We start from the raw sequence: 19,125 nt of genomic DNA on the forward strand, positions 1-19,125 counted from the left end.
CCCGATGACCCAGCCCTTGTCCCCCGCCGAACTGGCTTTGCGTGAAGCCGCGCTGGAATACCACCGCGCACCGGTCCGGGGAAAGATCGCGGTCACCCCGCTCAAGCCGCTGATGAACCAGCGCGACCTGTCGCTGGCCTACTCGCCCGGCGTGGCCTACCCGTGCCTGGCCATCGAGAAGGACCCGTCGCTGGCCGCCGAGTACACCTCGCGCGCCAACCTCGTCGGCGTCGTCACCAACGGCACCGCGGTGCTGGGCCTCGGCGACATCGGCCCGCTGGCATCCAAGCCGGTGATGGAAGGCAAGGGCTGCCTGTTCAAGAAGTTCGCCGGCATCGACGTGTTCGACATCGAACTCGCCGAGCGCGACCCGGACAAGCTGGTCGAGATCATCGCCGCGCTGGAGCCCACGCTCGGCGGCGTGAACCTCGAAGACATCAAGGCGCCCGAGTGCTTCTACATCGAGAAGAAGCTGCGCGAGCGCATGAAGATCCCCGTGTTCCACGACGACCAGCACGGCACCGCGATCATCTCCGGCGCGGCGCTGCTGAACGGGCTGGAGCTGGTCGGCAAGGCGATCGGTGACGTGCGGCTGGTGGTGTCGGGCGCGGGTGCGGCGGCGATCGCCTGTCTGGACCTGATGGTCGGCCTGGGCGTGAAGACCGAGAACATCTTCGTCTGCGACTCCAAGGGCGTGATCCGCGAAGGCCGCGGCGACAAGCTGGACGAGTCCAAGCAGCGCTACTGCCAGAAGACCGACATGAAGACGCTGGCCGAGGTCATCGTCGGTGCCGACGTGTTCCTGGGCTGCTCGGCCGCGGGCGTGATGACGGGCGAGATGGTCGCCAGCATGGGCACGCAGCCGATCATCCTGGCGCTGGCCAACCCGGAGCCGGAGATCCGTCCCGAGATCGCCAAGGCCGCGCGCCCGGACTGCATCATCGCCACCGGCCGCTCGGACTACCCGAACCAGGTCAACAACGTCCTGTGCTTCCCCTACATCTTCCGCGGCGCGCTGGACTGCGGCGCGACGAAGATCACCGAGGCGATGAAGCTGGCCTGCGTGCGCGAGATCGCCGCACTGGCCAAGGAAGAGACCAGCGATGAAGTGGCCGCCGCCTACGCCGGGCAGGAACTGCAGTTCGGCCCCGAGTACCTGATCCCGAAGCCCTTCGACGCCCGCCTGATCCTGCGCATCGCGCCGGCGGTGGCCGAGGCAGCGGTCGAGTCCGGCGTCGCCGAGCGTCCGATCACCGACATGGCCGCCTACCGCGAGTCGCTGACCCGCTACGTCTACCAGACCGGCATGTTCATGCGCCCGGTGTTCGCCGCCGCCAAGCGCAAGCCGGCCCGCGTCGTCTACGCCGAGGGCGAGGACGAGCGCGTGCTGCGCGCCGTGCAGGCGGTACTGACCGAAGGCATGGCGCAGCCGATCCTGGTGGGCCGCCCGTCGGTCATCCAGATGCGCCTGGAGCGCGCCGGCCTGCGCCTGAAGGCCGGTGTCGACTTCGAGGTGGTCAATCCCGAGGACGATCCGCGTTTCCGCGCCTGCTGGGAGGAATACCACCGCCTGATGAAGCGCGACGGTGTCTCGGTCGAAGCCGCCAAGGCCGCGGTGCGCCGCTCGACGACGCTGATCGCCACCATGCTGCTCAAGCTCGGCCACGCCGACGCGATGCTGTGCGGCCTGCATGGGCGCTACGACACGCACTTCGAGTACGTGAAGAACGTCATCGGCCAGAAGCCGGGCGCCAAGGTCTTCGCCACGATGAACGCGCTGATGCTCGACGAGCACAACCTGTTCATCACCGACACCTACATCAACGACCAGCCCAGCGCCGAAGAGCTGGCCGAGATCGCGCTGATGGCGGCCGAGGAAGTGCGCCGCTTCGGGGTGCCGCCGAAGGTGGCTTTCCTGTCGCACTCGATGTATGGCACCTCGTCGCGGCCCTCGGCCAAGCGCATGCGCGCGGCGCGGGACCTGTTCGTGGCCCGCGCGCCCGAGATCGAGTGCGACGGCGAGATGCACGGCGACGCCGCGCTGTCGGAGACGATCCGCCGCAACATCCTGCCGGACTCGACGCTGACGGGCGCGGCCAACGTGCTGGTGCTGCCCAACATCGACGCGGCCAACATCCTGTTCAACGTCCTGAAGGTGACGGCGGGCAAGGGCGTGACGGTCGGCCCGATCCTGCTGGGTGCGGCGGCACCGGTGCACATCCTGTCGCCGTCGGCCTCGATGCGCCGGGTGGTGAACATGACGGCGCTGGCGGTGGCCGACGCCGCGGCGGCGGAATCCCGGCGTTCTTCGTAACCACCTTGTTCTATTCGGCGGTCAATAATCCGGCGGTTGTTTTTCAGATCCTTCAGGAGACCGCCCCATGCCCCGCAATACCAAGATCGTCGCCACCCTCGGTCCCGCATCCTCCGACCCGGCGGTGCTGGAGCGGCTGATCCGGGCCGGTGTCGACGTGGTGCGGCTGAACTTCAGCCACGGCAAGGCGCAGGACCACATCGACCGTGCCACCCTGGTGCGCGAGGTGGCCGCCCGTGTCGGCAAGCCGGTGGCCATCATGGCCGACCTGCAGGGCCCGAAGATCCGGGTCGGCAAGTTCGCCGAAGGCAAGGTGATGCTGGAGAACGGCGAGAAGTTCGTGCTCGATGCCTCGCGCACCGAGCCGGGCGACATCGCCGGCGTGGGCCTGGACTACAAGGAACTGCCGCGTGACGTCCGTCCCGGCGACACGCTGCTGCTCAATGACGGCCTGATCGTGCTGGTGGTCGAGCTGGTCAGGGGCGACAAGGTGCACACCGTCGTCAAGGTCGGCGGCGAGCTGTCCAACAACAAGGGCATCAACAAGCAGGGCGGCGGTCTGACGGCGCCCGCGCTGACTTCGAAGGACATGGAAGACATCAAGACCGCGATGTCCTTCCAGTGCGAATACCTGGCGGTGAGCTTCCCCAAGAGCGCCATCGACATGGAAATGGCGCGCCAGCTGGCCAACGTGGCTGGCGAGCCGTGGCGCCACAAGCCGGGCATGATCGCCAAGATCGAGCGCACCGAAGCCATTCCGCAGCTCGAAGCCATCATGAAGGCCAGCGACGGCATCATGGTCGCCCGCGGGGATCTGGCCGTGGAAGTGGGCAACGCGGCAGTGCCGGCGCTGCAGAAACGCATGATCCGCATGGCCCGCGCGATGGACAAGGTCGCCATCACCGCCACGCAGATGATGGAGTCGATGATCCAGAACCCGGTGCCGACGCGCGCCGAGGTGTCGGACGTGGCCAACGCGGTGCTGGACGGCACCGACGCGGTGATGCTGTCGGCCGAGACGGCTGCCGGCAAGTACCCGGTGGAAACCGTCGAGCAGATGGTGGCCATCGCGATGGCCGCCGAGGCCGCCGAGGAAGTCAAGCTCGACGCCGACTTCACCAACAAGACCTTCGCCCGCATCGACCAGTCGATCGCCATGGGCGCGCTGTTCACGGCGCACCACCTGGGCTGCAAGGCGATCCTGGCGCTGACCGAGTCCGGCTCGACCGCGCTCTGGATGAGCCGCTACAAGACCGACGTGCCGATCTATGCATTGACGACGCAGGTGCTGTCGGAGCGCAAGATGGCCCTCTACCGCAACGTGCGCCCGATCCTGATGGCCAAGTTCGAGGACCGCGACACCGCGCTGGCCGCGGCCGAGGCGCTGCTGGTCGACCGGGGCGTGCTCAAGCCGGGCGACACCTACGCCATCACCTGTGGCGAGCCGATGGGCTATCCGGGCGGCACGAACATGCTGAAGGTCTGCCGCGTCGGCTGACTTGTCGTACTCGGGCTGTAACCGACCTGCAATCTTGCGCAGATTTGGCACACCCCGGGTCTTCAAGGCGCACAGATAAGGGGAAATCGCACGGCTGATCGTGGCCTCGATCGTAGAATCTTGGGAGTTACACAGCGGTTTCAGCGGCCGCTGCTGCAGGTTCTTGTCATCCTGTCACTTCCTGAGGTTTTCCCATGCTCGTCTCCATGCGCCAACTGCTGGACCACGCCGCCGAACACGGCTATGGCATTCCGGCGTTCAACGTCAACAACCTGGAGCAGGTGCAGGCCGTGATGGCCGCCGCCGACGCGCTCGGCGCACCAGTGATCCTGCAGGCCTCGGCCGGCGCCCGCAAGTACGCTGGCGAGCACTTCATCAAGCACCTGATCCAGGCCGCTGTCGAAGCCTATCCGCACATCCCGCTGGTCATGCACCAGGACCACGGCCAGACCCCGGCGATCTGCCAGGGCGCCATCGACCTGGGCTTCGGCTCGGTGATGATGGACGGCTCGCTGCAGGCCGACGGCAAGACCCCCGCCTCCTTCGACTACAACGTTGAGGTCACGCGCAAGGTCGTCGACATGGCCCACAAGGTCGGCGTGACCGTCGAGGGCGAGCTGGGCTGCCTGGGCAACCTGGAAACCGGTGAAGCCGGCGAGGAAGACGGCATCGGCGCCGAAGGCAAGCTGGACCACAGCCAGATGCTGACCGACCCGGAAGAGGCCGCCGTGTTCGTCAAGGCCACGCAGCTCGACGCGCTGGCCATCGCCATCGGCACCAGCCACGGCGCCTACAAGTTCAGCCGCAAGCCCACGGGCGACATCCTGGCGATCTCGCGCGTCAAGGAAATCCACGCCCGCATCCCCAACACCCACCTGGTGATGCACGGCTCCTCGTCGGTGCCGCAGGACCTGCTGGCGATCATCAACCAGTACGGCGGCAAGATGAAGGAAACCTACGGCGTGCCGGTCGAGGAGATCCAGGAAGCCATCAAGTTCGGCGTGCGCAAGATCAACATCGACACCGACATCCGCCTGGCCATGACCGGCGCGGTGCGCAAGTTCATGTTTGAGAACCCGGACAAGTTCGACGCCCGCGAGTGGCTCAAGCCGGCCCGCGAAGCCGCGATGAAGATCTGCAAGCAGCGCTACATGGAATTCGGCTGCGAAGGCCAGGGCAGCAAGATCAAGGGCATCCCGATGTCGGTGGTGGCCGAGATGTACAGCCGCGGCGAGCTGGCGCAGCAGGTGGTCTGATCCGATTGCTGCGGCCTGCCTGATGACGGCCCGTCTCTGACGGGCCGTTTTTTCATGGGGCGAGCCGCCTACAATCGGCGCCGATTCCCGCCTTTCGACCCTCTGCCGTGACCCCTGCCGTGACCGCTGCCCTGCACAACTCCAGCCTCCACTCCCTGCCGCTGCTCGCCCGCGGCAAGGTGCGCGACAACTATGCCGTCGGCGAAGACCGCATCCTGATGGTCGCCACCGACCGGCTGTCGGCCTTCGACGTGATCATGGGCGAGCCGATTCCGGGCAAGGGCGCGCTGCTGACGCGCGTGGCGCTGTTCTGGTTCGCCCGCCTGGGCCACATCGTGCCGAACCACCTGACCGGCGAAGACCCGCTGAGCGTGGTCGCTCCCGACGAGGTGGAACAGGTGCGCGACCGCTCGATGCTGGTCAAGCGCCTGAAGCCGCTGCCGGTCGAGGCGGTGGTGCGCGGCTACCTGGCCGGCAGCGGCTGGAAGGAATACCAGGAGAGCCAGTCGGTCTGCGGCGTCGCGCTGCCGACCGGCCTGACCAACGCGGCCAAGCTGCCCGCGCCGATCTTCACGCCGGCCACCAAGGCCGACGTGGGCGACCACGACGAGAACATCGCCTTCGAGCGCATGGTCGAGATCATCGGCCTCGATCTGGCCACCCGCGTGCGCGACATTTCGATCCAGCTCTACCAGACCGCCGCCGACTTCGCGCTGACCCGCGGCATCATCATCGCCGACACCAAGTTCGAGTTCGGCCTGGACGAGCAGGGCACCCTGACGCTGATGGACGAGGTGCTGACGCCCGATTCGTCGCGTTACTGGCCGGTCGAGCAGTACGCCGCTGCGCAGGCCGTCGGCGCGAACCCGCCGAGCTTCGACAAGCAGTACCTGCGCGACTGGCTGGAAACGGCGCAGGTCGACGGCCGCCCCTGGGGCAAGGTCGCACCGGCGCCCGCGCTGCCGGACGAGGTCATCGCCCACACCACCGCCAAGTACCAGGAAGCCCTGGACCGGCTGATGGGCTGATGCAGCCGATTCCGTCGAGGGATCAGAACACCGCCATGCTGAGCTTGCGGCGGTAGAGGTCGATCACCGGGTCGCCCGGCACGACCACCGCCTTGCCGGCGATCTCGACCGCGCCCTTCTTGGCCTCCGGTGCCGCGGTCTTCGGCGCCGGCTTGGTCATCAGCTCCAGGATGGCGACGTAGGTCTTGCGCGCCAGGCCGTCATTCCAGGCCTTGTCGCGCATCAGGATCTCCAGCAGCTCGTCCATCGCCTCGGTGAAGGCCTCGCAGGCCATCAGCAGCTGGGCGCGTTCGTAGCGGGCATCGAAATCGCGCTTGCTGGCGGCGATGGCGGCGTCGAGCGTGGCCATGTCGCGGGCGGTGGCGACCCGCTCGCAGGCGGTGAGCCACACGCCGAGCGCGGCGATGCGGCCGTCCAGCATCGCCTTGGGCGCCATCGGGGCGTAGATCTGGCGCGCTTCGGTGACGTGGCCGTTCTGCAGCAGCAGCCTGGCGAAGTCGAAGCGCGTCACGTCGTTGGACGGGTCGGTGGCCAGCGCCTGCTGCAGCTTGTTCAGGGCCGTGGCGGTGTCGCCGTCCTCGATCAGGGCTTCGGCTTCCTCGGTCTCGACGGCGGCTTCGGCCGCGGCTTCGCTCGGCACGTGCTTGTCGAGGAACTCGCGGATCTGCGCCTCGGGGATGGCGCCGACGAAACCGTCGACCGGCTGGCCCTGGCTGAACATCACGCAGAACGGGATCGAGCGCACGCCGAACATCTGGCTGAGCTGGCCGGCGATCTCGGGCACTTCGTCGGCGTTGAGCTTGGCCAGCACGAAGCGGCCGGCGTAGTCGGTTTCGAGCTTTTCGAGCACCGGGCCGAGCTGCTTGCACGGGCCGCACCACGGCGCCCAGATGTCGAGCAGCACGGGCTGCTGCGTCGAGCCCTGGATCAGTTCGGCTTCGAAATTCTGGAGGGTGATATCGATCATCGGGGTGTACCTGGGGTGGGGGCGTGGCGTGCGGGAAACGTCCCGGAGCCGGTGGCGCCTAAAATCTCGCCTTTGTCCAGCCCGGAGTCTGCCTTGAACAGCGCAACGCCCGTGGTCGGCATCGTCATGGGGTCCAACAGCGACTGGGACACCATGAAGAACGCCGCCCAGATTCTCGCCGACTTCGGCGTGCCCTTCGAAGCCCAGGTCGTCTCGGCCCACCGCATGCCCGATGACATGTTCCGCTACGCCGAGTCGGCGCGCGGACGTGGTCTGCAGGCCATCATCGCCGGCGCCGGTGGCGCCGCCCACCTGCCCGGCATGCTCGCCGCCAAGACGCCCGTGCCCGTGCTCGGCGTGCCGGTGGCCAGCAAGCACCTGCAGGGCGTGGACTCGCTGCACTCGATCGTGCAGATGCCCAAGGGCGTGCCGGTGGCGACGTTCGCGATCGGCGTGGCGGGGGCGGCCAACGCGGCGCTGTTCGCCGTCGCGCTGCTGGCGAACCACGACGCGCGGCTGGCCGAGGCGCTCGACGCCTTCCGTGCCCGCCAGACCGAAGCGGCCCGGGCGATGACGCTCGGCCCGCTGGACGGACAGGGCTGAAGCGCATGGCCATGCCCCGACTGTTGCCCGGCGACCGCAGCGCCGCCGACCCGACCCGCGCCGTGACGCTGGGCGTCATGGGTGGCGGCCAGCTCGGCCGCATGTTCGTCCACGCCGCGCAGCAGCTCGGCTTCCGCACCGCCGTGCTGGAGCCAGACGCCACCAGCCCCGCCGGCACGGTCGCCCATGTGCATGTGAACGCCGGCTACCTCGACGCCGCCGGCCTGCAGCGTCTGGCCGACGAGGCCGACGCGATCACCACCGAATTCGAGAACGTGCCCGCCGACGCGCTGCGCACGCTGGCCGCGCGCCGCCCGGTGGCGCCGTCGGGCGACGCGGTGGCCGTGTGCCAGGACCGCGCCGCCGAGAAGGCGCATTTCACCGACTGCGGTGTGCCCGTGGCGCCGTATGCGGTGATCGACAGTGAAGCTGCGCTGGCCGCGGTCGGCGACGACCTGCTGCCTGGCATCCTGAAGACTGCCCGCATGGGCTACGACGGCAAGGGCCAGATCCGCGTGGCGGACCGCGCCGAGCTGGCCGCGGGCTGGGCGGAACTCGGCGGCACGGTCTGCGTGCTGGAAAAGCGCCTGCCGCTGGCCTTCGAGGTCAGCGTGCTGATCGCGCGTGGCGGCGACGGGCGCGTGGTCGCCTTCCCGTTGCAGCAGAACCTGCACCGCGACGGCATTCTGGCCGTCACCACCGTGCCCGCACCGGCCGGCACGCCCGCGCTGGAGGCCGAGGCCGTCGGCTGCGCGGCGCGCATCGCGGCAGACCTGGGCTATGTCGGCGTGCTGTGCATCGAGTTCTTCATCCTCGAAGACGGCTCGCTCGTCGCCAACGAGATGGCGCCGCGCCCGCACAACTCCGGCCACCACACGATCGACTCGTGCGACGTGTCGCAGTTCGACCTGCAGGTGCGCGCGATGGCCGGGCTGCCGCTGGTCAAGCCGCGGCTGCACTCGCCGACGGTGATGCTGAACCTGCTGGGTGACCTGTGGTTCGACGCGCAAGGCGCCGAACGCTCGCCGGACTGGGCGGCCGTGCTGGCGCTGCCGGGGGCGCACCTGCACCTCTACGGCAAGGAATCGGCGCGCCCCGGCCGCAAGATGGGCCACCTGACGCTCACGGCGGCCACGCCCGCGGCGGCGCGTGACGTGGCGCTGCAGGCCGCGGCGTTGCTCGGCCTGCCGGCGTTCTGAAGGGAAGGGCGACCGCCATGGCTCGACTGATCAACGCGACCACGCCCGCGCACCTCGCCGCTGCGTTGCCGGACGCCGTGGCGCGCTTGGCCGCGGGCGAGCTGGTGGCGTTCCCGACCGAGACGGTCTACGGTCTGGGTGCTCGCGCCGACCAAGCCGAGGCGGTGGCGAAGATCTTCGCCGCCAAGGGCCGCCCGAGCGACCACCCGCTGATCGTGCACGTGGCCGATGTGGCGGGTGCGGCGGCGTTCGCGGCCGAGCTGCCGCCGGTCGCACAGCGGCTGATGGCTGCGTTCTGGCCGGGGCCGCTGACGGTGATCGTGCCACGCCGTGCCGGCATCGGCGCCGAGGCCGCGGGCGGGCAGGACACGGTTGGCCTGCGCTGCCCGGACCACCCGGTGGCGCTGGCGCTGCTGCGCGCGGCGGCCGAGGCTGGCGTGCCGGGCGTGGCTGCGCCGAGCGCCAACCGCTTCGGTCGCGTCAGCCCGACGCAGGCCGCGCACGTCGCCAGCGAATTCGAGGCCGCGCCGGACCTGCTGGTGCTGGACGGCGGCGACTGCGCGGTCGGCATCGAGTCGGCGATCGTGGACTGCAGCCGCGGGCACCCGGTGCTGCTGCGGCCCGGCTGCCTGACCGCCGCGGCGATCGAGGCCGCAGCCCGCGAGCCGCTGCGCGCCCGCGACGCCACCGCCCCGCGCGCCTCCGGTACGCTGGAGGCGCACTACGCGCCGCAGGCCAAGGTCCGGCTGATGACGGCGGCGCAACTGGACGCGGCCTTGACCGTCTGGTCCTCGACCGGCCACAAAGCTTCATCTGGCGCGCCGACGCTGGCGGTATATTCCCGCAGCCGCCGGCCGGCGCTGGCGGGTGTGGTGCTGCGGCGCATGCCCGACGAGGCGGCCGCGGTGGCGCACGAATTGTTTGCGGTGCTGCGGACGCTGGATGCGACCCGCGCGCCCTTGATCTGGGTGGAAACGCCCCCGCCGTCGCCCGAGTGGGACGGCGTGCGCGACCGGCTGCAGCGGGCTGCGGCGGCCTGAGCCCGAGTCCGAACCGGACAAACTGGAGTTTGCATGCGTGTTCTGAAGTCTCTCCTCGCCCCGGCGCTGCTCGCCGTGCTGCTCGGTGGCTGTGGCGGTTCGACCCGTGTCGAGTCGTATGCGCCCAACCGGATCGTGGTCTTCGGCGACGAGCTCAGCCTGATCGGCACCAACGGCAGCAAGTACAGCGTCAACGCGCTGAAGGCCGATGCGGTGTCGCTCGACTGCGCCACCTATCCCGTGTGGCCGCAGGTGGTGGCCGACGGCTACGGCATGGTCTTTTCCGAATGCAATCCGACCGCCGTGGCCAGCCCGGCGGGCGTGATGAAGGCCAGCGTCGGCGCCACGGTGGCGGATGTCGTGGCTGCGGTGTCGGCCTTCCAGGCCAGCAGCACCTTCACGCCGCAGACGCTGGTGACCGTCATGGCCGGCCAGCACGACATCCTGAATGCGTACAAGGCCTATGACGCCGGCACGCTCAGCCGCGCGCTGGCGCTGTCGCAGGTGTCGGCGGCGGGCAAGGCGCTCGGCGCGCTGGTCAACAACGTGGCCAACCAGGGCTCCGGTGGCCGGGTGCTCTATTCGACGCCGCCCAACCTCGGCTATTCGCCCTTCGCTGCCGCCGAACTCGTGCGCACCAGCGATGCCGACCGGGTGACGCTGCTCAAGGAGCTGACGCTCGCATTCACCGCCGCCTTGCGCCTGGAGGTCATCAACGACGGCCGCTACGCAGCCCTGATCACGGCCGACGAGCTGACCATCAGCATGTCCGATCCGACCAAGATGGTGTCCTATGCGCTGACCAACATCGTCGATCAGGTCTGTACCGTGGCGCTGCCCAACTGCACGACTGCCACGATGGCAGCAGGTGCCGCCGGTGTCGGCACGGCCTATCTCTGGGCCGATGCCCAGCACCCGGGGGTGTCGTTCCAGAGCCGTGTCGGTCTGGCCGCCCTCAACCGGGCGCGCAACAACCCGTTCTGATCTGCCCGCCGCCTCAGCGCGGCGCCAGCGACCAGCCCACCACCGCGTCCAGCACGGCCCGTGCCTCGGCGCTGGCCGCCAGCGGGTGGTTGACCATCACCACCACGACGTGGCGGTGGCCGTCCGGGCCGTGCACCACGCCGGCCAGCGCGGCGACATTGTTCAGCGAGCCGGTTTTCAGATGCGCCTGCCCGGCGGCGGAGGTCACGCGCCGCGCGGTCGTCTCGATGCCCGCCACCGGCAGCGACCCCAGCAGCTCGGGCATCCACGGCCGGCCCCAGGCCCACTGCAGCAGCCGCCCCAGGCAGCGCGCGCTGATGCGCTCCTCGCGCGACAGGCCGGAGCCGTTGTCGATCACCAGCTCATCGTCCCGGCAGCCCTGCGACTGGACGAGCGCCTGCACCTCGGCGCGGGCGCCCTCCCAGGTGGCGGGCGTGTCCGGCTGACCGGGGCTGAGCGCCAGCATCAGCTGCTGGGCGATGACGTTGTTGCTGTGCTTGTTCATGTCGCGCAGCACCTCGGGCAGCGCGGGCGAGAGTGCTTCGGCCACCAGGGTCGCACCGGTCGGCGTCCGGCCCTCGCGCACCTGGCCGCGCAGGCGCCCGCCGAGCGCCCGCCACTGGGCCTCGATCGCCCGCGCGTTGAAGCTGGCCGGGTCGGACGAGGCCAGCGGCCAGCCCTTCTCGCCACAACTCGCCGGCAGGCGGCCGCCGAAGCGTGGCCGCGCCGGATCGGTGGCATCGAGCTGCAGCCCCGACCGCCAGTCCCCGCAGGCACCCGCGCCCAGCGGCACCGTCGCCGGCCACTGCACGCCCGCGAGCGCCATGTCCGGGGACACCCGCGCCACCCCGCGTGCCGCGTCCGGCCGGAAGTTCAGCAGCACGCTTTTCTGGTTCACCATCAGCGCGTCCGGCCGCACGTTGTAGGGCTTGAGCGGCTCGCCGTCGAAGGCCGCCGGATCGACCGCGGGAATCGCGTAGGCGCTGCGGTCGAGCACGATGTCGCCCGCCACCACCGGCCCGTGCACCGCCATCACCTGCCGCAGCAGCAGCCACAGCCGCTCGTTGACCAGCCTTGGGTCGCCGCGGCCCTGCACGTAAAGGTGGTGGCCGTCCGTGTAGACGGGGGTGTGCCACTGGAACAGCGGGCCGAGCCGGTCCAGCGCCGCCATCGAGGTGACCAGCTTCATCACCGAGGCCGGGTGTGCCAGCGCGCTCGGCTGGTGCGCCAGCCAGGGTGGGCCGCCTTCGACCGGCGCCACCCAGGCGTAGAGGCTGTCCTCGGGCAGTTGCGCGCGGTCGAGCGCGGCGCGCACCGGCTCGGGCAGCGGCGTCTGGGCGGTGGCGGGGAGGCAGAACGCTGCACAGGACAGCAGCAGGGACAGGGCGCGGGGCAGGAGGCTGGAGAGCTTGGGCATGGCGGGATCATACGAAGCGGCACCAGGGTGGCCGGTACACTGGTGGCCATGTCTGCCTCCCGATCCGCACCCCGCCTGCTGGCCCTCGACACCGCCACCGACACCGTTCATCTGGCCCTGGTGCAGGGGGACGCGGTGCAGGTCCGCGCGCTGCCCGGTGGGGCGCAGTCGTCGGCGGCGCTGCTGCCGGCGATCCGCGACCTGCTGGCGCACGGCGGACTCGCCCTGCGCGATCTGGACGCCATCGCCTTCGGCCACGGCCCCGGCGCCTTCACCGGCCTGCGCACCGCCTGTGCGGTGGCGCAGGGGCTGGCGGTCGGCGCGGAGCGGCCGCTGCTGGCGCTGGACACGCTGGCCGCGCTGGCCGAGTCGGCGCGGCAGCAGGGCGAGACAGCCGAGGCTGTCTGGAGCGTGCTGGATGCGCGCATGGGCGAGGTCTACGCAGCGCGCTGGTGCCGCGGTGCCGATGGAGGCTGGACCGCCGATGTGCCGGTGGCGCTCTACAGCCCCGCCGCGCTGGCCGAGGCGATCGCGCAGGCGCCTGCGCCGCTGGCTGGCAATGCGCTGACCGTGCAGGCCGAGGTGCTGGGGCCACTGGCGGCGCGGCTCGTGCTGGCGAGCTGGCCGGCAGCGGTGCCCGGTGGTGCGGCGCTGGCCGTGCTGGCACGGGCCGCGCAGGCGCGGGGCGCGTGGATCGACCCGGCGCTGGCGCTGCCGCTGTACGTGCGCGACAAGGTCGCCCAGACCACCGCCGAGCGCGAGGCCTTGCGGGCCACGGCGGCCACCGTGGCTGCGGCAGGAGCGGCCTGATGTCCGGTGACGCGCCCACGCTGCTGCCGATGGCGGTCCAGCTGCTCGATGCCGTGATGGGCATCGAGGTGCGGGCGTATTCCTTTCCGTGGAGCCGCGCCAATTTTGTCGACTCGATCGCGGCGGGCCACCTCACGCACTGTCTGGTGGCGCCTGACGGCGAGCTGCTGGCCTACCAGGTCGCGATGGCGGGGTTCGAGGAGTGGCACCTGCTCAACGTGACCGTCTCGCCCGCGCACCAGGGGCGCGGGCTGGCCACGCAGTTGCTGCGCCGGCTGATCGCGCACGCCCGCTGCACGGGCGCGCCGTGGCTGTGGCTGGAGGTGCGGCCGAGCAACGTGCGGGCGCGGCGCCTCTATGCGCACCTCGGGTTCGAGCAGGTCGGCGTGCGCAAGGGCTACTACCCGGACGCGCACGGACAGCGCGAGGACGCGCTGGTGCTGCGGCTGGCCGTGCCGCCGGAGGAGGGGGCATGAGCGCGGGGTACACCGAGCGGCAGCAGGCGATGCTGCAGGAGATGGGGATTCGGGTGTGGGTGCCGCCGCAGGTCGACGTGGTGGCCGAGGCTGTGTCGGTGGCCGATGCGGCGGTGTCCGCACCCGCACCCGTGCCCGTGCCCGCACCTGTGCCCACGGTCGCGCTGCGGCCGACCGGGGTGGCGGCGATGGGCTGGGACGAATTGCGCGCGGCGGTGTCGGCGTGCCGGGCCTGCACGCTGTGCGAGCGGCGCACGCAGACGGTGTTCGGCGTCGGTCATCCGCAGGCGCAGTGGATGCTGATCGGCGAGGCGCCGGGCGAGCAGGAGGACCTGCAGGGCGAGCCGTTTGTCGGCAAGGCGGGGCAGCTGCTCGACAACATGCTGCGCGCCGTCGGCCTGACCCGCAGCGAGGCGCCTGCGCACGAGCAGGTCTACATCGCCAACGTGCTCAAGTGCCGCCCGCCGCAGAACCGCAACCCGGAGCCGCAGGAGGTCGCGCAGTGCGAGCCCTACCTGCTGCGCCAGATCGCGCTGGTGCAGCCGAAGCTGATCCTGGCGATGGGGCGGTTCGCGGTGCAGTCGCTGCTGAAGACGGCTGAGCCGATCGGGCGGCTGCGCGGGCGGGTGCACGAGGTGCCGGGGATGCCGGGCGTACCAGTGGTGGTGACGTACCACCCGGCGTATCTGCTGCGCAACCCGCTGGACAAGGCGCGGTCGTGGGAAGACCTGTGCCTGGCGCGCGAGGTGCTGGCGCGCGCTGGCTGAGGTGCCGGTGCGGTGGCTCAGCCCCGCGTGCTGCCCAGGTAGCGCTTGCGCCAGAAGAACACGCTCAGCCCGGTTCCCAGCAGCACCATCAGCGACACCGCGATCCAGATGCCGGTGCGGTTGTGGATCAGCGGCAGCGCGTCGAAGTTCATGCCGAAGAACCCGGTGATCAGGTTCAGCGGCAGGAAGATCGCGGTCAGCACCGTGAGCGTGCGCATGATGTCGTTGGTGCGCTGGCCGACCGCGGAGAAGTGCATCTGCACGGCGCTCTCGATCGACGACTCCAGCCGCCGCACATGGCCCAGCACGCGCTCGATGTGTTCGAGCACGTCGCGCGAGCGCACCCGCAGCAGGTCCCGGTCACGCCGTTCGCCGTCGGCGGCGGGATTGGGCCATTCGTCGAGTGCGTCGATCCATTCCTGCACGGCGCTGCGCTGGTCCTCGCAGATGTCTTCGAGCTGGTGCAGCGTGTTGCGCGACTCCAGCAGCGCGGTCCAGTCGACCTGCCGGCTGCGCGGGCCGAGCAGGGCCTGCTGCAGCGTGGTGAGCTGGCGTGTGAGCAGGCGGCGCAGTTCCAGGTAGCCGTCGACCATGTGGTTGACGATGCGCAGCATCAGGTCGGCGGGGCTGGGCGGCAGCCGGCTCGCGCCGTTGCCGCCGACGGTCATCTGCGCCAGCCGGTTGGCGAAGTAGTCGCGCACCAGGCAGTCGGCGGGGTGCACGGTCAGCAGCACGCGGTCGAACACCGCGAAGCCGACCGGGCTGGTGTCGATGGCCGCCAGGGCCTGCCGTGCGGTGGCCACGGTGCCGTGTTCGTCATCGAGGAAAAGCCCGTTGCTGCCCGGTGCTGCCGCAAGGCGGCGGAAGACGAGCAGGTCGTACCACGAGGTGTAGTCGAAGTGCGAGGGCAGCTGGTTGCTCAGCAGGTCGGAGATGTGCAGATCCACGAGCTGGCCACCGGCGCACTGGTGCAGCACCGCCTGCACCTCGGCGACCCGGACCTCGAATTCGCGCCGCGCCGAAGCGATCCACAGGAAGCCGCGCTCGGGCAGCGTCTGCGGCAGATCGGACAGTTCGGTGCAGCGGTCGTCGATCAGGAAAACGCGCATGGCCGCGTTCGCCTCAGCCCTGGCGGATCAGCCGGGCCGCGTCGAGCGCGAAGTAGGTGAGCACGCCATCGGCGCCGGCACGCTTGAAGGCCAGCAGCGACTCCATCATCACGGCGTCGTGGTCGAGCCAGCCGTTGAGCGCGGCGGCCTTGAGCATCGCGTACTCGCCGCTGACCTGGTAGGCGAAGGTCGGCACGCGGAACTCGTCCTTCACGCGGCGCACGATGTCCAGGTACGGCATGCCCGGCTTGACCATCACCATGTCGGCGCCTTCGGCGATGTCGAGCGCGACCTCGCGCAGGGCTTCGTCGCTGTTGCCCGGGTCCATCTGGTAGACCTTCTTGTTGCTCTTGCCGAGGTTGCCGGCCGAGCCGACCGCGTCGCGGAAGGGGCCGTAGAAGGCGCTGGCGTACTTGGCGCTGTAGGCCATGATGCGGGTGTGGATCAGGCGCTTCGCTTCGAGCGCTTCGCGGATCGCGCCGATGCGACCGTCCATCATGTCGCTGGGCGCGACGATGTCCACGCCGGCCTCGGCCTGCACCAGCGCCTGCTGCACCAGCACTTCGATGGTCTCGTCGTTCAGCACGTAGCCGGTGTCGTCGAGCAGGCCGTCCTGGCCGTGCGAGGTGTAGGGGTCGAGCGCGACGTCGGTCATGATGCCGAGTTCGGGAAAGCGCTTCTTCAGCGCGGCCACGACCGTCGGCACCAGGCCGTCCGGGTTGGCGGCTTCGCGGCCGTCTGGGGTCTTGCCGGCGCTGCCCAGCACGGGGAACAGGGCCATCACCGGGATGCCCAGGGCCACACACTGCTCCGCCACCGGCAGCAGCTGGTCGAGGCTGCGGCGCTGCACGCCGGGCATGGAGGCCACATCCTGCACCAGCCCCTGGCCTTCGAGCACGAACACCGGATAGATCAGGTCGCTGCAGCTCAGCTGGTGCTCGCGCACCAGATTGCGGGTGAAGGTGTCGCGGCGCAGGCGGCGGGGGCGGCTCAGGGGATAGCGGGCAGGTGCAAACATGGGCAGGGCAGCTGGAGCGTGAGGCAGGGTTGGCGATCTCTGTACATCAATCGGAGTGCGCCGTGTCTACGGGACACCCCTGACCTTGTCAAAGGTAATCTTGATGATAGACTTTATCCCGAGTGTTGCGCCGCTAGGTGCGCATTCCCTGCTTTTCCTCCCTGAGCAGGTGCCTTACCGTGTTGACAGCGTTAAGGCTTCCAAGCCCCAGCAAGCATGCTGGGGCTCTTTTTTTGCCTGAACGGTTTGTCTGCGCAGTGTGTGCGGCAGATCGCGCGCTCAGCGCGGCATGACCACCGTGTGGTTCTGGCCGCGGCCGATGCCTGGCATCGGTGCATCGAGCGACACGTCCACACCGTCCAGTTGCACGGGCTGGGTGGCGTTGAGTTCGTCGAACCAGGTGCTACGCGGCGGATCCTTGTAGCCGGGCAGGTCGCGGCCGTCGAACGGGCGCACCCGCTGTCCGCGCGGACCCAGCTCCAGCGGACTGGTGTCCGGGCCGTTGTCCTGCATGACCGGGGTCGGTGCCGCTGTTTCCGGCGCATCCTGCAGCAGGGTCTTGCGCACGGCGACCGGGTCCGGCAGGAACGCTTCGTTCCAGACGTGCAGCGGAATGCCGGCAGCGCGCAGCACGCGTTCGGTGCGCTGCTGGCGCTTGCGGGCCCGCTCCGACTCGGCCTTGTCGGCCTGGCGCACCTCGATGATGGCCACCACGTTCGAGGCACTGTCACAGACCATCAGGTCCACGCAGACATGGCCGACCCGGCGCAGCCACTCGACGTATGAATGCCGTGTCGGCACCTTGATGAAATGTGACAGCGGCACCTGCGCCAGGATCATGTGCTCCGGCACGGCGCGCCGCAGCACTTCCAGCGCACGCTGGTGGCGCAGGGTCAGGACCCGGGTGGCTTCGGGGGGCCAGCCGATCACGGTGTCCACTGCGTCGAGCGCACGTGGCCGACCGGGGCGACCGGCATCGGCCGGTCGGCTTGTCAGGTACCGCCATGCCCAGATCAGTGCGGCGGCACCCACACACCCTGCCAGAAACAGGGCTGCGTTGGAGGATGCGAGAGATGAGAAATTCATTTCGTCAAGCTACCTGTCTGGGTGCCTGACGTCAATCCCGCCGAAGGTGTGATGGATGTAACAGGTTCTGGTTGTGTACCTGCATCACCGTCTGACTGTTACAACCGTGTGCGACCGTCAGAAACCCATGCCGCCCATGCCCCCCATCCCCGGCATGCCCTTCTTGCCGGCCAGGCGCTTCATCATCTTCATCATGCCGCCGCCCTTCATCTTCTTCATCATGTCGCGCATTTGCTCGAACTGGTTGAGCATGCGGTTGACCTCCTGCACGTGCACACCCGCGCCGGCTGCGATGCGGCGCTTGCGGCTGGCCTTGAGCAGGTCGGGCTTGCGGCGCTCCAGCGGGGTCATGGAGTTGATGATGCCCTCCATGCGCCGCACGTCCTTCTCGGCCTTGCCCATGTCGGCTTGACCAGCCTTGGCCGCGAGTTCGGCCGGCAGCTTGTCGAGCAGGCCGCTCAGGCCGCCCATCTTCTTCATCTGGCTGATCTGGGCCAGGAAGTCGTTCAGGTCGAAGCTCTCGCCGCTCTTGACCTTGTCGGCCAGCTTCTGCGCGGCCTGGATGTCCACGCCTTTCTGGACTTCCTCGACCAGCGCCACGATGTCGCCCATGCCGAGCACGCGGCCGGCGTGGCGCTCGGCGTCGAACACCTCCAGCCCGTCGATCTTCTCGGAGACGCCGGCAAACTTGATCGGCGCGCCGGTGATCTGCCGCACCGACAGCGCCGCACCGCCGCGCGAGTCGCCGTCGAGCTTGGTCAGCACGATGCCGGTCAGCGGCAGGGCTTCCTTGAAGGCCCGTGCGGTGTTGATCGCATCCTGGCCCTGCATGGCGTCGACGACGAACAGCGTCTCGACCGGCTTCAGCGTGGCGTGCAGGTCGCGGATCTCGGCCATCAGCGCCTCGTCGATCGCGAGGCGGCCGGCGGTGTCGACCAGCAGCACGTCGAAGAAGTGCTTCTTCGCGTAGTCGATGGCGGCCAGCGCGATGTCGTGCGGCTTCTGGTCCGGCGTGGACGGGAACCACTCGGCGCCGGCCTGCTTCGTCACGGTCTTGAGCTGCTCGATGGCGGCCGGGCGGTAGACGTCGGCGGAGACCGTCAGCACCTTCTTCTTGCGGCGCTCGATCAGGTGCTTGGCGAGCTTGGCGGTGGTGGTCGTCTTGCCGGCACCCTGCAGGCCTGCCATGAGGATGACCGCTGGCGGCTGCGTGGCGAGGTTGAGGTCGGAGACCCCTTCGCCCATGGTGGCGGCGAGTTCCTTGTGGACGATGCTGACCAGCACCTGGCCCGGCGAGAGCGAGTTGGCCACTTCGGCGCCGAGGGCGCGGTCCTTGACGCGGGCGATGAAGTCGCGGACCACCGGCAGGGCCACGTCGGCCTCCAGCAGCGCCATGCGGACCTCGCGCAGCATGTCCTGGACGTTCGCTTCGGTGATGCGGGCCTGGCCGCGCATCGACTTGACCAGGCGTGACAGACGTTCGGAAAGGGCGGAGGCCATCGGGTGTCCCGGTTGACTAGGAAAAGTACACTGTGCAGGTGATTTTATCGACC

General features: G+C 69.5%; 17 protein-coding genes. 11 read left to right on the forward strand and 6 right to left on the reverse strand.

The genetic code is table 11. From position 1 onward, the window contains the following. Positions 1-4: 4 nt before the first annotated feature. The 4 genes from BDD16_RS09630 to BDD16_RS09645 all read left to right on the forward strand — a co-directional run bounded on the left by BDD16_RS09630 (position 5) and on the right by BDD16_RS09645 (position 6,096). Positions 5-2,314 carry an NADP-dependent malic enzyme gene (locus tag BDD16_RS09630; protein WP_179633742.1) on the forward strand — a complete coding sequence of 770 codons (2,310 nt, stop codon included), beginning with the start codon at positions 5-7 and terminating at the stop codon, positions 2,312-2,314. A gap of 67 nt (positions 2,315-2,381) precedes the next feature. Beyond that, positions 2,382-3,812 (forward strand): pyruvate kinase, encoded by a 1,431-nt coding sequence (gene pyk, locus BDD16_RS09635; protein WP_179633743.1) that lies wholly within the window; start codon positions 2,382-2,384, stop codon positions 3,810-3,812. A gap of 194 nt (positions 3,813-4,006) precedes the next feature. Continuing rightward, the gene (gene fba / locus BDD16_RS09640) at positions 4,007-5,068 is read left to right on the forward strand and encodes a class II fructose-bisphosphate aldolase (protein ID WP_179633744.1); all 1,062 of its coding nucleotides are present in this window, start codon (positions 4,007-4,009) and stop codon (positions 5,066-5,068) included. A gap of 119 nt (positions 5,069-5,187) precedes the next feature. Next, a complete protein-coding gene (locus BDD16_RS09645) occupies positions 5,188-6,096 on the forward strand; it encodes a phosphoribosylaminoimidazolesuccinocarboxamide synthase (RefSeq protein ID WP_179633745.1) in 909 nt (302 codons plus the stop codon). Between the two features lie 22 nt (positions 6,097-6,118). On the opposite strand, the gene BDD16_RS09650 is transcribed toward BDD16_RS09645, so the two are convergent. Beyond that, a complete protein-coding gene (locus BDD16_RS09650) occupies positions 6,119-7,063 on the reverse strand; it encodes a tetratricopeptide repeat protein (protein WP_179633746.1) in 945 nt (314 codons plus the stop codon). A 126-nt stretch (positions 7,064-7,189) separates the two neighbouring features. Between BDD16_RS09650 and purE the strand changes: the two genes are divergently transcribed. From purE to BDD16_RS09670, 4 genes are read left to right on the forward strand one after another with little or no spacing between them, the layout of a single operon-like run. Further along, on the forward strand, positions 7,190-7,666 hold the full coding sequence (gene purE, locus BDD16_RS09655; RefSeq protein ID WP_179636085.1) for a 5-(carboxyamino)imidazole ribonucleotide mutase: 477 nt from the start codon (positions 7,190-7,192) through the stop codon (positions 7,664-7,666). A gap of 11 nt (positions 7,667-7,677) precedes the next feature. Continuing rightward, positions 7,678-8,865: a 5-(carboxyamino)imidazole ribonucleotide synthase gene (locus BDD16_RS09660; protein ID WP_246332747.1), complete on the forward strand. Its 1,188-nt coding sequence runs from the start codon at positions 7,678-7,680 to the stop codon at positions 8,863-8,865. A 17-nt stretch (positions 8,866-8,882) separates the two neighbouring features. Next, entirely contained in the window at positions 8,883-9,905 is a 1,023-nt protein-coding gene (locus BDD16_RS09665; RefSeq protein ID WP_179633748.1) for an L-threonylcarbamoyladenylate synthase, read from the forward strand. 33 nt (positions 9,906-9,938) lie between these two features. Next, on the forward strand, positions 9,939-10,889 hold the full coding sequence (locus tag BDD16_RS09670; RefSeq protein WP_179633749.1) for an SGNH/GDSL hydrolase family protein: 951 nt from the start codon (positions 9,939-9,941) through the stop codon (positions 10,887-10,889). A 13-nt stretch (positions 10,890-10,902) separates the two neighbouring features. Here BDD16_RS09670 and dacB read toward each other — a convergent pair whose 3' ends face one another. Further along, positions 10,903-12,306: a D-alanyl-D-alanine carboxypeptidase/D-alanyl-D-alanine endopeptidase gene (dacB, locus tag BDD16_RS09675; RefSeq protein ID WP_179633750.1), complete on the reverse strand. Its 1,404-nt coding sequence runs from the start codon at positions 12,304-12,306 to the stop codon at positions 10,903-10,905. A gap of 48 nt (positions 12,307-12,354) precedes the next feature. Between dacB and tsaB the strand changes: the two genes are divergently transcribed. From tsaB to BDD16_RS09690, 3 genes are read left to right on the forward strand one after another with little or no spacing between them, the layout of a single operon-like run. Next, a complete protein-coding gene (tsaB, locus tag BDD16_RS09680) occupies positions 12,355-13,116 on the forward strand; it encodes a tRNA (adenosine(37)-N6)-threonylcarbamoyltransferase complex dimerization subunit type 1 TsaB (protein ID WP_179633751.1) in 762 nt (253 codons plus the stop codon). Further along, positions 13,116-13,592, forward strand: a complete 477-nt coding sequence (gene rimI, locus BDD16_RS09685) for a ribosomal protein S18-alanine N-acetyltransferase (RefSeq protein ID WP_179633752.1) — start codon at positions 13,116-13,118, stop codon at positions 13,590-13,592. The genes tsaB and rimI overlap by 1 nt, the downstream gene beginning before the upstream one ends. Continuing rightward, on the forward strand, positions 13,589-14,359 hold the full coding sequence (locus tag BDD16_RS09690) for a uracil-DNA glycosylase (protein ID WP_179633753.1): 771 nt from the start codon (positions 13,589-13,591) through the stop codon (positions 14,357-14,359). The genes rimI and BDD16_RS09690 overlap by 4 nt, the downstream gene beginning before the upstream one ends. Positions 14,360-14,376: 17 nt before the next feature. Here BDD16_RS09690 and BDD16_RS09695 read toward each other — a convergent pair whose 3' ends face one another. The 4 genes from BDD16_RS09695 to ffh all read right to left on the reverse strand — a co-directional run bounded on the left by BDD16_RS09695 (position 14,377) and on the right by ffh (position 19,072). Further along, positions 14,377-15,468 carry a magnesium transporter CorA family protein gene (locus BDD16_RS09695; protein WP_179633754.1) on the reverse strand — a complete coding sequence of 364 codons (1,092 nt, stop codon included), beginning with the start codon at positions 15,466-15,468 and terminating at the stop codon, positions 14,377-14,379. 13 nt (positions 15,469-15,481) lie between these two features. Further along, a complete protein-coding gene (gene hemB, locus BDD16_RS09700; protein WP_179633755.1) occupies positions 15,482-16,486 on the reverse strand; it encodes a porphobilinogen synthase in 1,005 nt (334 codons plus the stop codon). A gap of 279 nt (positions 16,487-16,765) precedes the next feature. Continuing rightward, positions 16,766-17,425 (reverse strand): DUF2726 domain-containing protein, encoded by a 660-nt coding sequence (locus BDD16_RS09705; protein WP_179633756.1) that lies wholly within the window; start codon positions 17,423-17,425, stop codon positions 16,766-16,768. Between the two features lie 264 nt (positions 17,426-17,689). Further along, a complete protein-coding gene (ffh, locus tag BDD16_RS09710) occupies positions 17,690-19,072 on the reverse strand; it encodes a signal recognition particle protein (RefSeq protein ID WP_179633757.1) in 1,383 nt (460 codons plus the stop codon). Between the last annotated feature and the right edge of the window lie 53 nt (positions 19,073-19,125).

The sequence above is a fragment of the Sphaerotilus montanus genome, assembly GCF_013410775.1.
GTDB classification, from domain to species: domain Bacteria; phylum Pseudomonadota; class Gammaproteobacteria; order Burkholderiales; family Burkholderiaceae_C; genus Sphaerotilus; species Sphaerotilus montanus.